Origin of the sequence: Vibrio gigantis (genome assembly GCF_024347515.1) — a bacterium.
In the GTDB taxonomy this organism is placed as follows: Bacteria; Pseudomonadota; Gammaproteobacteria; order Enterobacterales; family Vibrionaceae; genus Vibrio; species Vibrio gigantis.
Genome location: NZ_AP025492.1, coordinates 2,329,580 through 2,342,748, shown reverse-complemented (window position 1 = coordinate 2,342,748; position 13,169 = coordinate 2,329,580). Strand labels below are relative to the sequence as shown.

The following is a 13,169-nucleotide window of genomic DNA, read 5'->3' as shown; positions in this document are numbered from 1 at the left end:
AAACATCACTTAGTAGTAAAAAGAGACATCGCCTCTTTATTCCTGAAATTCCTGTGACAGAATAGCAGGCACGATAGGACATAATAACTCAAGTAGCCGTGACTGAAGACCGTAATTTCGACGATATTGCCCACAAATTTGCAAAAAATATTTACGGCTCCGACAAAGGAGAGATCCGTCAGATCATCGTATGGGAAGATTTAGAACAAGCTTTGAACAAGTTTAAAGATTCCGCTTCCCCACTACATGTGCTTGATGCTGGGGGCGGGTTGGCACAGATGTCGCAAAAAATTGCGGCGCTTGGTCATAAGGTTTCTCTATGCGATCTTTCTTCTGAGATGCTAAAGCTAGCTCAAGAAGGGATCACCGAAGCGGGGCTGTTAGAGCAATATCAGTTTATCCATTCTCCGGTACAAAAAGTGGCAGAGCATCTCGACGATAAAGTCGACTTTGTGATGTTTCATGCCGTTATGGAGTGGCTAGCCGACCCTAAAGAGGCGCTTGATTTATTACTTGAACAAGTGAAACCGGGTGGCGTCGCCTCGATAATGTTTTACAACCACCACGGATTAGTCCTGAAAAATGTGATTTGTGGCAACATTCCTCATGTATTGAATGGGATGCCACATCGAAAACGGTTTAAGCTGCAACCACAAAAAGGCTTGAAGCCAGAAGAGGTTTATCAATGGATAGAAGACGCTGGTCTAGAAATCTGTGGTAAATCAGGCATTCGCTCTTTTAGTGACTACATAGGTAATATGGAGTACATGGGCGATTACCAATTTGAAGATGTATTGGAACTAGAAAAACAGCTATGTCGCCAAGAGCCATATCTGTCGCTAGGCCGTTATATTCACGTTTGGGCTCAAAAACCTGCGCAATAACAGCGGTGAATGTGGTAAAAGAAGCCACAACATGCGCTATGCAATCGTAACAAGCCCGCGTCATAAAGAAATAGGCGTCATATCTAACATGTTCGATATGACGAAGAACAGTAACAGGAACCACAATGAGTGAAATGACTCAAACTGCCGAAGAGCAGCCAATTGATGAGTTGGTGGGCTGGGTCAAGCAGCATGATTTTTCATTAAACTTGCCACCAGAGCGCTTAGCATTTTTGATTGCTATCGCAGTACTAAGCAATGAAAGGTTCGATGAAGAGTTGGGCGAAGGTGAACTGCACGATGCATTTACCATCGTCACTCGACTGTTTGAAGATACTGGCGAAGCATCTGCGTTTCGTGCCAACAACGCTATCAACGAGTTAGTTAAACAGAAGTTGATTAGCCGCTTTACGAGCGAAATCACCGATGGTGCGAGCATTTACCGTTTGTCGCCATTAGCGATTGGTATCTCAGATTATTACTTACGCCACCGTCAGTTCTCTAAATTAAAATTGTCTATCCAGCTTTCTATGGTTGCAGACGAGATGGCTAAAGCCATTGAAGCAGCGCAAAAAGGTGGAACTCCAGGACATTGGAGAAAGAACGTTTACGGCGTGCTCAAGTATTCTGTTGGTGAAATTTTCGATCAGATCGATCTTAACCAACGTGTTATGGATGAGCAGCAGCAAACCGTTAAGCAGCAAATTGCTGACCTTTTAAACAAAGATTGGCGAGAAGCGATCAACAACTGTGAAACCTTGCTATCAGAAACCTCGTCCACGCTAAAAGAATTACAAGACACCTTGCAAGCGGCGGGTGATGAACTGCAAACACAGATCCTCGATATTCAAGAAATTGTTTACGGTGACGATGAACTCGAGTTCGTTGGTGAAACCCTGTTTGGCTTGCAGATGAAGCTCGACCGAATCACTAGTTGGGGCCAACAAGCGATCGATTTGTGGATCGGCTACGACCGCCACGTTCATAAGTTTATCCGTACCGCGATTGATATGGATAAAAACCGTGCCTTTAGCCAACGCTTGCGTCAGTCGGTTACCGACTACTTTGACGCGCCTTGGTTACTGACCTACGCCGATGCTGAAAAGCTCACCGATCTGCGTGATGAAGCCTTGGTACTTCGTGATGATGAAGTAATGGGCCAAGCACCAATCGACGTAGAATATGAAGAATTTGAGCAAGTGAATGATCTGCTTTCAGACCGAATTGCAGAGATGTTGAAAGCTCACAAACAGCAAGGTGCGCCAATTGATCTTGGCCTTGTGCTACGCGATTACCTCGCAGCACACCCTCGCACACACCATTTTGATTTAGCCAGAATTGTTGTCGACCAAGCGGTGCGCTTAGGTTACTCAGAGTCTGACTATCAGGCTATTCAGCCAGATTGGCAGGCAATCAACGATTTCGGTGCAAAGGTACAAGCAAATGTCATTAACAAGTACTGATGATTACATGCCAGAGAAACTGGTAAAAGCGATAGCGAACCCATTGTTCCCTGCGCTAGACAGCATGCTGCGTTCAGGTAAGCATATTTCAACAGAAGACCTAGATAACCACGCGTTACTTTCTGATTTTGAAGTTGAGCTTCAGCATTTCTACCAACGTTACAACACCGAGCTGGTGAAAGCGCCAGAAGGCTTCTTTTACCTGCGTCCGCGTTCTACGTCGCTAATCGGCCGTAGTGTGTTGTCTGAGCTAGACATGCTTGTTGGTAAGGTTCTGTGTTTCTTATACCTAAGCCCAGAGCGTTTAGCACACGAAGGCATCTTTACTAACCAAGAACTGTTCGAAGAGCTAATGGCTCTAGCAGATGAGAAAAAACTCATGAAGCTAGCAACCAACCGCGCATCTGGTTCTGACTTAGACAAAGAAAAGCTGTTTGAAAAAGTGCGTACTTCTCTGCGTCGTTTACGCCGTATCGGCATGCTGATTGCGATTGGTGAGACGGGCAAGTTCCGTATCAGCGAAGCAGTATTCCGCTTTGGTGCTGACGTACGTGTTGGCGATGATATGAAAGAAGCTCAACTGCGTCTGATCCGTGACGGTGAAGCTGTGGTGCATACTCAAGAGCCTAATCAAGGTAGCTTGTTGAATGAAGAGCAAGCGGAAGCCTTATCAGAAGTAGATGCAGACGTAGACGAAAACGGTCAACAAGACATTTTTAACGATCAAGCTGACTTTGACCTTGGGTCAAACGACGGCGAACAAACAAAAGTAGAAGGTGAAGCATGATTGAAAGAGGTAAGTATCAATCATTAACCATGGTCAACTGGAACGGCTTCTTCGCGCGTACTTTTGATATTGATGGATTGGTTACAACGCTTTCTGGCGGTAACGGTGCAGGTAAGTCGACCACGATGGCGGCATTCATTACAGCACTTATCCCAGACCAAAGCCTTCTGCATTTCCGTAACACTACGGAAGCGGGTAGCTCACAGTCATCTCGTGATAAAGGCCTTTACGGTAAGCTTCAGCCAGGCGCATGTTATGCCGCACTGGATGTAGTGAACTCTCGTAACCAGCGCCTACTGTTTGCAGTAAAACTGCAGCAAGTGGCGGGCCGTGATAAGAAAGTCGACATCAAGCCGTTTGTTATCCAAGGCCTTCCTAGCCATGTGAAACCAACGGATGTACTGATTCAAAACGTTTCAGACAGCCACGCTCGTGTATGTCAGTTGAACGATGTGAAAGCAGCGGTAGCGCAATACGAAGGCGCACATTTCAAAGCCTTCTCTTCGATTGTTGATTACCACTCACAGATGTTTGAGTACGGTGTCGTACCGAAGAAACTGCGTAATAGCAGCGACCGTTCTAAGTTCTACCGCCTGATTGAGGCATCACTTTACGGTGGTATCTCAAGTGCGATTACACGTTCTCTGCGTGATTACCTTCTGCCGCAAAATGGTGGTGTGAAGAAAGCATTCCAAGATATGGAATCGGCACTGCGTGAGAACCGCATGACGCTAGAAGCGATCAAGACAACTCAGTCGGATCGTGACTTGTTCAAACACTTGATCACTGAATCGACGAATTACGTGGCAGCAGACTACATGCGCCATGCCAACGATCGTCGTAACAAGTTAGATCAAACCATGAAGTTCCGTGGGGAACTGTTTGGTTCTCGCGAAACTTTGCTTGATCAAAACAACCTGTTGAATCGTGTTCAAGAAGAGCTCGAGCTGCTGGTGGATCAAGAATCAGCGCTAGAGCAAGATTACCAAGCAGCTTCGGATCATCTTCAATTGGTACAAACTGCACTTCGTCAGCAAGAGAAAATTGCTCGCTACAGCGAAGATCTAGAAGAGCTTAATGAGCGTCTAGAAGAGCAGATGATGGTGGTTGAGGAAGCTCAAGAGCGAGTACTTCTTGCAGAAGAGCAGGCAACCATTACTGAAGAAGAAGTGGATAGCCTGAAAACTCAGCTTGCTGACTACCAACAAGCGTTGGATGTTCAGCAGACTCGTGCACTTCAATACCAGCAAGCGGTTCAAGCATTAGAGAAAACCAAGCAGTTATTGGGTGATGAATCGATTACTGCAGAAAGTGCGTTAACTCTAGTTTCTGAGCTAAAAGCACAAGAAGAATCAAGCACGCAGACGTTACTGTCTACTAAGCACAAGCTAGACATGTCTTCTGCAGCTTCTGCACAGTTCGACAAAGCTCTGTCTTTGGTTAAGAGCATCGTTGGTGACGTTGAACGTAAAGAAGCGTCTCACAGCGCTAAGCAAGCTCTAGAAAAAGGCCGCAACGCTAAACATGTTGTTGAGAACGAACAGCAATGGCGTGCCCAGCATCGCGACATGGCTCGTGATGTGGCGCAGCAGCGCCAAGCAAAAGAGCTTGCGAATGAATACCAAAAGCAACACAACATTTCACTGACTGACGAAGCGGTTTTCGACGAAGAACGCGAACGTCATGCAATGCAGATCGAAACGCTTGAGTATGCTCAAGAAGAGCTGCGTGAAGCGAAAAGTGAACAACGTCGTGTGCAACAAAACCACGACCAAGAGATTCAAAAGCTAGAGTCTATTGCTCCTGCTTGGATCACAGCAAACGATGCCCTTGAAGCACTAAGAGATCAAACAGAAGCTGAGCTAGAAGATAGCCAAGCGGTGATGACGCAAATGCAGCAAGTTCTTGAAGATGAAAAATCTCAAGCGGTTGCTAAGGATCAATTGGCAACGCGCAGAGCTGAACTTGAGCAAGAAATTGAGCGTCTAGCATCTCCTGGTGGTTCAAATGATCCTCGCCTGAAAGGCCTAGCGGACACCCTTGGGGGCGTATTGCTTTCTGAGATCTACGATGACATCACGATTGGTGATGCACCTTACTTCAGTGCGATGTACGGCCCGGCTCGTCATGCGATTGTGGTTTCGGATCTTGATGGCATCAAAGAGAAGCTGATCGATCTTGATGATTGTCCAGAAGACCTTTACATCCTAGAAGGTGATGTAGACGCGTTTGATGACAGCTCATTCAACGCCGATGAATTAGAAGGCGCGGTGTGTGTTCAACTGAATGATCGCCAAATGCGTTACTCTCGTTTCCCTGAGATCCCACTGTTTGGTCGCGCAGCTCGTGAACAACGTCTTGAGAAATTGCGCGAAGAGCGTGACGTTGTGGTTGAGAACCACGCGAAAGCTGCGTTTGACTCTCAAAAGCTGAATCGTCTATACCAAGCCTTCAACAGTTTTGTTGCTAAGCACCTGCACGTTGCGTTCAACGCTGATCCTGAGCAGGCGCTAGCGTCTATTCGCGATAAGCGTAACCAAATTGTTCGTTCTCTGGCAGAGCTTAACTCTAAAGAGCAACAACAACGCAGTCAGCTTCTACAAAGCAAACAGGCACTTGGTGCATTAGATAAACTCGCGCCTATGGTTCGTATTCTTGAAGACGAAACGTTAGCTGAGCGCCTCGCTGAATTAGAAGCACAACTAGAGCGCCTGAGCGAAGCGAAGTCTTACTTGAACACTCATGGCAAAGCGCTTACTTCATTAGAGCAAATCGTTTCTGCACTAGACGCTGACCCTGAGCAATTTGAAGCTTTGGAAGCCGAATATCGTCAAGCTGATAACGCGCTACAAACGCTAAAAGGCAAAGTGTTCGCACTGTCTGACCTGATTGAGCGTCGTCACTACTTTGCTTACGCAGACTCTGTTGACCTGCTTAACAAGAGCAGCGAACTAAGTGAGCAGTTGAAAGCGAAACTGGTTCAAGCGGAACAAGCAAGAGCGAAAGGTCGTGATGGCCTGAAACAAGCTCGTGAACAGATGAACCAGTACAACCAAGTATTGGCTGCACTGAAGAGCTCGCACCAAGCGAAGCAAGAAACGGTTCAAGAGTTCAAACAAGAGCTTCAAGAGTTCGGTGTTAACGCTGATGAAGGCGCTGAAGAACGCGCGGTTCGTCGTCGTGACGAGCTTCAAGAGCGTCTGCATACGTCTCGTAGCCGCAAGAGCGAATACGAACGCACGATTACCTCAACTGAACTTGAGATGAAAGCACTGGCTAAGCGTCTTAAGAAAGTACAGAAAGAGTACACAGAGCTTCGTACCTTCGTGGTTGCAGCAAAAGCAGGTTGGTGTTCAGTACTGCGTTTAGCTCGTGAGAATGACGTTGAACGTCGTTTACACAAGCGTGAACTGGCTTACCTAACGGCTGGCGAACTTCGTTCAATGTCGGATAAATCACTGGGTGCGCTACGTCTGGCTGTCGCTGATAATGAAGACCTACGTGATTCGCTGCGCCTATCGGAAGACAACGCACATCCAGAGCGTAAGGTTCTGTTCTACATCGCGGTTTACCAACACCTTCGTGAGCGTATTCGCCAAGACATCATTCATACGGATGATCCGGTTGAAGCAATCGAAGAGATGGAAGTTGAGCTAGCTCGACTAACTGAAGAACTGACGCAGCGTGAAAACCGCCTAGCGATCAGCTCTGAGTCGGTAGCAAGCATCATTAAGAAGACGATTCAGCGCGAGCAGAACCGTATTCGTATGCTAAACCAAGGCTTGTCGAACATCTACTTTGGTCAAGTTAAGGGCGTACGTCTGAACGTTAAGATCCGTGAAAGCCACGAAATCTTGCTATCGGGCCTAGCGACTCAACAAGAGCAGCATAAAGACTTGTTCGAAACGACTCGTTTCACCTTCTCAGAAGCGATGGCGAAGTTGTTCCAACGTGTGAACCCACACATCGACATGGGACAACGTTCTCCGCAAGTTCTGGGTGAAGAGCTACTGGATTACCGTAACTACTTAGAGCTAAGTGTTGAAGTTAACCGTGGTTCAGACGGCTGGCTACAAGCAGAATCGGGCGCACTGTCTACTGGTGAGGCGATTGGTACTGGTCAATCTATCCTACTGATGGTGGTTCAGAGCTGGGAAGAAGAATCTCGTCGACTTCGTAGCAAAGACATTGTTCCATGTCGCTTGTTGTTCCTTGATGAAGCAGCACGTCTGGATGCGAAGTCTATCTCTACACTCTTTGAACTGTGTGACCGTCTAGGTATGCAGCTTCTGATTGCAGCGCCAGAGAATATCAGCCCAGAGAAGGGTACAACCTACAAACTGGTACGTAAGGTCTTTAAAGATCACGAACACGTACACGTTGTTGGCCTACGTGGTTTTGCACAAAACAAACCTGCATCGCCAGTGCAAGAGCTGATTGAGGAAGCTGAGCAATAAGCAATAAGCTGACCTATTACTACTAACTCAAAGCCCCTAATCATTAGGGGCTTTTTTATGCCTCGAATCTAACTTTTTCTGAACGACTGATAAGACCACTCATGCCTTATGGTTAATCTCAATAGAACTTGTTTGAAGTCACACGCACAAAACCACAATTAATGTATGGTGATGAGTGGCGGCACTCATGCAATACCGTGCCGATAATTATTTTTTGAGCGTGGCTATAACGCAAACTGGAAGGTAGGATTCAATATGATTCAAATCGTCATTGATGGGAAATTTCGAATCGTCGAACAAGGGCAGACCGTGCTTGAAGCGGCAAAAACATGTGGTTTAGAGATCCCATCTCTATGCGGTTTGAATAAAACAGCGGACAAGGTACCGTGTGATTTGTGTGTGGTTGAAGTTGATGGTGTGGGAGTAACCCGTTCTTGTGAGCTTGAAGTGTCTAATGGGCTGAATATTACCACTCAGTCAAAACAGCTAACGAATCATCGACAACAAGCGTTGAACCGCATCATGACTGACCATTATGCTGACTGTGAGGCACCATGCCAAACCGCTTGCCCGGCGGGAGTCGATATCCAGTCTTACCTACATCACATTGCGCAAAATGATCATACCAAAGCCATCGAAGTGATTAAGAAAACACTGCCAATGCCGCTATCGATTGGTCGTGTGTGTCCTGCTTTCTGTGAAACCGAGTGTCGTCGAAACTTAGTCGATGATTCTATTGCGATTCGCCAACTCAAGCGACACGCAGCCGATGCCGATTTGGCTGCTCAAGAAAGCTACACGCCAGCGAAGAAACCCAGCAAAGGCAAGAGCATTGCGATTGTCGGTAGTGGCCCTGGAGGCCTTACGGCAGGCTACTACCTATCTAATGAAGGTTATGATGTCAGTGTTTATGAGTCGATGCCTAAAGCTGGTGGCTGGTTGCGTTATGGCATCCCTGAATATCGCTTACCTAAGTCGATTCTAGATAAAGAAATCGAACTGATGTGTCGTAACGGAATGGCAGTTGAGTGCGATAAGAAGCTTGGTGTCGATTTCACCTTGTCAGATCTTAGTCGTGATTTCGATGCGGTTTGTTTAGCGGTTGGTGCGTCACAAGCCGTTGAGATGAATTATCCCGGTAGTGATCTTGATGGCTGCTATTTAGGTGTTGATTATCTGAAAGATTATGTGACTGACAAACACTTCACTACGGGCAAAAAAGTTGCTGTGATTGGCGGAGGTAATACGGCGATTGACTGTGCTCGAACCGCTGTGCGTGACGGTGCGGACACCACGTTGATTTATCGTCGTACACGAGATGAAATGCCAGCTGAAGATTACGAAATCGAAGAAGCTGAACACGAAGGTGTGAAGTTCCACTTTTTGACCAATCCGGCTGAGAATATTGCTGATGACAATGGCCATGTCTCTGAGATTCGATTAGAACGTATGGCACTTGGTCCTGCAGATGCTTCTGGTCGTCGCAGCCCAAAACCAACGGGTGAGTTCTTTGTTGAAGCGTTCGACACGGTTATCGCTGCGGTGTCACAAAAGCCAGACTTAAGCTTCATGGATAACGAAGAGATTGATATCCCACTAACACGTTGGAACACCGCGGACGCTGATCCGCAAACCATGTACACGGGAACCGGAAATATTTTTAGTATCGGTGACTTCCGACGTGGTCCAGCGACTGCAGTCGAAGCGGTAGGAGACGGGCGTATTGCTGCGCAAGCGATCGACAGATTCTTCAACGGTGATATGGAAAATATTCCGGCTAAACCATTTAACTCGAGAAAGCATAAGCAGCTCAAAGCGGTCGATCCTGAGCAATATAAGTCGATACAGCGCATGGCCCGTCAGATTATGCCAGAGCTAACACCAGAGCAGCGAGAGCAAAGCTTTGAAGAAGTCGAAACTGGCTTTGATAATGCTGATGCTATAGCAGAAGCGGCAAGGTGTTTAGAGTGTGGTTGCCAAGCCAACACTAACTGCGACTTACGAGATTACTCAACGGAGTACAAGGCGACGCAAACACACCCAGAATACAAAATTGATGTCGCTTCTAATGAGAGCTGGCAAGCTATTCGCGCAGAGGAATCCAAAGTTGGTTCGACAAGGCAGAAGTTTGCTGTCGACAATAGCTCTGAATTCATCATCTTTGATGCCAACCGTTGCATCAGTTGTGGTCAGTGTATCCAAGCGTGTCGCGAACAGAATGTTCATGGCGTCCTAAGTTTTATGAATCAGGCTGATGGCAAGCCAGCTTCAAGACCTGAATGTCGCCCTAACTTTGGGGCGGATAAAACCTTAATGGGTGACTCGAATTGTGTTCAATGTGGCTCTTGTATTCAGGCGTGCCCAACTGGTGCGATGGTGGATGCAAGAGATAGAAAACAAGGCGACACCGACATTCTCAAAAAGGTCGACACTATCTGCACCTATTGTGGTGTGGGTTGTAAGCTGACCATGCATGTTGACGAAGCGAAGAACAAAATCCGTTATATCGAGGGCGGTGATTCTCCGGTTAACGAGGGTATGTTGTGTGTTAAAGGGCGCTTCGGTTTCGACTTCGTCAGCAGTGATGCCCGCCTTACAACACCTTTAATTCGTAAAGATGGCTGGTTACAACCTGCTAGCTGGGAAGAAGCCATTACACTGATTGCTGATAAGTTCACGGCTATCAAGCAAGGTTTTGGCAGTAATGCTTTAGCAGGTTTCTCCTCGGCTAAAACCACCAACGAAGATAACTATGCGTTCCAAAAATTTATTCGTCGTGAACTTGGCACCAATAACGTCGATCACTGTGCTCGCCTTTGTCACGCCTCTACGGTTACTGGTTTAGAGGCATCGTTGGGTAGTGGTGCGATGACCAATGATATTCCAAGTATCAAGCACTCAGATGTGATCTTTATTATTGGTTCAGATACCACGTCGGCACACCCAATTATTGGCTCGCACATTAAGCAGGCGGTGAGGCATGGTGGAGCACGATTGATCGTTGCCGATCCAAAACGAATCGATATTGCAGACCATGCTGAACTTTACTTAGCACACCGACCGGGTACCGATGTGATGCTCATTAATGGTGTGATGCAGCAGATCATCAAACACGGTTGGTATGACCAAGAGTATATCGAAGACCGTGTTGATGGTTTTGATACCTTGCTTCAAGAGGTCATGTCACCAAGCTATTCGCTAGACAAAGTGGAACTGGTCACCGGTGTGAAAGCCGAAGATATCTTCGCGATGGCACGATTGATCGGCACTGCAGCACGCACAGCAGTGTACTACTCGATGGGTATCACGCAGCACACAACGGGTCACGATAATGTTCGTTCAATCGCTAACCTACAACTATTGTGTGGCAACATTGGTATCGAAGGCGGTGGTATTAACCCTTTACGTGGTCAATCTAATGTTCAGGGTGCGTGCGACATGGGTGCATTGCCAAACAACCTTCCGGGTTATCAGAAAGTGTATAACCCAATGGTTCGTCAAAAATTTGCGATGGAGTGGGGCGTTTCTGACTTACCGGCTGAAACTGGTTTAACGCTGACTGAAATTATTGATGGTGCGTGTCATAGAGATGTACGTGGCCTGTACGTGATGGGTGAAAACCCAGTTTTGAGCGACCCGAATCAAGCGCATGTTATTGAAGGTCTTGAAGCGTTAGATTTTCTTGTGGTTCAAGATATCTTCTTAACCGAAACGGCACAGTATGCTGATGTGGTTCTTCCGTCTTGCTCATTTGCTGAAAAATCTGGCCACTTTACTAACACCGAGCGTCGTGTTCAGCGTATTAATCCTGCGGTGTTGCCTCCCGGTGAAGCGAAAGAAGATTGGGTGATTATCCAATTGCTTGCAAACGCAATGGGCGGTGGCTGGGACTATAAAACTGTTGCCGATATTACCAATGAGATCGCTCGCGTCACGCCACAATATGGTGGTTTACGTTGGGAAAACATCACGGTCAATGGCGTGCAATGGCCAAGCAATAAAAACAACCCTGATGGTACGCGTATTATGCACCAGACTCAGTTCACTCGTGGGCGTGGTCAAATGGAGGCAATTCCGTTTAGATACGCAGCTGAGTTACCTGATGAGGAATACCCGTTAGTATTAACGACAGGCCGTATTCTAGAACAGTTCCACACCGGAACCATGACACGTAAAACAAAGGGGCTTGATAACTTAGCGGGGCCGCGTGCTATGGTGAGTGTTCATGATGCTGAGGCGCTAGGTATTTCGAATGGTCAGATGCTAAAAGTATCAACACGCCGTGGTGAAATCGAAATCGCGGCATTTGTGACTAAGCGAATGCAAAAGGGTGTGGTGTTTATTCCATTCCATTTCGTTGAATCACCGGTTAACCGTTTGACCACCACAGCGACTGACCCTCACGCGAAGATCCCAGAGTTTAAGGTAGCGGCGGTGCGTATTGATCCCATTTGTGAGCCTGAGGTTGAAGTAGCAGAGGCGTAATCAAATTAACTAGATTAAGGCGACAGACATTAAAAAGCCGCGTAACTCTCAGAGTTATGCGGCTTTTTATTGAGCGTTAATTAGGGATCAAGTGACCTATTCCGCAAATAGCTTAGTTCGGAACGATCTCGTTACCATGAACGCCGAATTGCTTAGCAGCGTATGCGACGCGCTCTGCGGGTTTCGGGTATTCAGCCGGCGTACCAAGGTTCTCAATATGGTGTAATCGAGGTAGCAGACCAGCACCGTTCGCGATTTGGATAGCCAAACCTGGACGTGCGTTAAGCTCAAGTACCATCGGGCCTTCTTCTTGGTCTAAAACCATGTCAGTACCCATGTAACCAAGACCTGTCATTTCCCAAGCGCTTGATGCCAGTGTTAGCAGTTTTTCCCAATGCGGCACTTGAAGTAGCGCCAACTCTTTCCCCGTATCTGGGTGGTGAGTCACTGGGTGATCAAACTGAACCGCACGAACGGCTTTACCAGTCGCAATACAAATACCTACGCCCACGGCCCCTTGGTGTAAGTTAGCCTTACCGTCAGAAGCAGAAGTAGATAGACGCATCATCGCCATCACAGGGTAGCCCTTGAATACAATGATACGTACATCTGGCACACCTTCGTAACTGAAGCCATCGAAACACTCATCAAACTTGATGAGGTTTTCAACTACCGCAACATCGTTCTTACCACCAAGTGAGAAAAGACCTGCAAGAGCGTTACTGATATGACGCTCTACGTCTTCTTCATTGATAGTTGAACCTGATGGCTTGGTATAAACGCCGTCCTTGTGAGAAGTCACAACAAGGATGCCTTTACCACCACTGCCTTGAGCTGGCTTGATTACGAAACCCGGCCACTCTTTCACCATCTTGTGGATTGTTTTTACTTCAGCTTGGTGACCAATAACGCCAATCAGCTTTGGCACAGTAGCGCCAGCCTGCTCAGCGATGATCTTAGTCTTAAGCTTGTCATCAACGAGTGGATACTTGGAACGATCATTGTAGCGACCAATGTAACTATGGTTGCGCTTGTTCATTCCCATTATGCCTTTGTCTTTCAACCTAAACGGTGAAGTAAACTGATCAAACAT

General features: G+C 47.0%; 6 protein-coding genes. 5 read left to right on the top strand and 1 reads right to left on the bottom strand.

The features are described from left to right. Window positions 1-98 precede the first annotated feature (98 nt). From cmoM to fdhF, 5 genes are all read left to right on the top strand, one after another. On the top strand, window positions 99-884 hold the full coding sequence (gene cmoM, locus OCV56_RS10265) for a tRNA uridine 5-oxyacetic acid(34) methyltransferase CmoM (RefSeq protein WP_086713692.1): 786 nt from the start codon (window positions 99-101) through the stop codon (window positions 882-884). Between the two features lie 125 nt (window positions 885-1,009). Further along, entirely contained in the window at window positions 1,010-2,347 is a 1,338-nt protein-coding gene (gene mukF, locus OCV56_RS10260) for a chromosome partition protein MukF (protein WP_017055049.1), read from the top strand. Continuing rightward, complete coding sequence (gene mukE, locus OCV56_RS10255; protein WP_086713691.1) at window positions 2,328-3,134, top strand: chromosome partition protein MukE; 807 nt, start codon at window positions 2,328-2,330, stop codon at window positions 3,132-3,134. Before mukF ends, mukE begins: the two co-directional genes overlap by 20 nt. Then, on the top strand, window positions 3,131-7,591 hold the full coding sequence (mukB, locus tag OCV56_RS10250) for a chromosome partition protein MukB (RefSeq protein WP_086713690.1): 4,461 nt from the start codon (window positions 3,131-3,133) through the stop codon (window positions 7,589-7,591). Before mukE ends, mukB begins: the two co-directional genes overlap by 4 nt. 255 nt (window positions 7,592-7,846) lie before the next feature. Then, window positions 7,847-12,076 carry a formate dehydrogenase subunit alpha gene (fdhF, locus tag OCV56_RS10245; protein ID WP_086713689.1) on the top strand — a complete coding sequence of 1,410 codons (4,230 nt, stop codon included), beginning with the start codon at window positions 7,847-7,849 and terminating at the stop codon, window positions 12,074-12,076. A 112-nt stretch (window positions 12,077-12,188) separates the two neighbouring features. Here fdhF and OCV56_RS10240 read toward each other — a convergent pair whose 3' ends face one another. Further along, window positions 12,189-13,169 (bottom strand): alpha-L-glutamate ligase-like protein, encoded by a 981-nt coding sequence (locus tag OCV56_RS10240; RefSeq protein ID WP_026084277.1) that lies wholly within the window; start codon window positions 13,167-13,169, stop codon window positions 12,189-12,191.

What these genes read in the sequence shown, in the direction of transcription:
- mukF (WP_017055049.1), top strand. Translation starts at nt 1,010, where the DNA reads ATGAGTGAAATGACTCAAACTGCCGAAGAGCAGCCAATTGATGAGTTG.
- mukE (WP_086713691.1), top strand. Translation starts at nt 2,328, where the DNA reads ATGTCATTAACAAGTACTGATGATTACATGCCAGAGAAACTGGTAAAA.
- mukB (WP_086713690.1), top strand. Translation starts at nt 3,131, where the DNA reads ATGATTGAAAGAGGTAAGTATCAATCATTAACCATGGTCAACTGGAAC.
- fdhF (WP_086713689.1), top strand. Translation starts at nt 7,847, where the DNA reads ATGATTCAAATCGTCATTGATGGGAAATTTCGAATCGTCGAACAAGGG.
- OCV56_RS10240 (WP_026084277.1), bottom strand. Translation starts at nt 13,169, where the DNA reads ATGTTTGATCAGTTTACTTCACCGTTTAGGTTGAAAGACAAAGGCATA.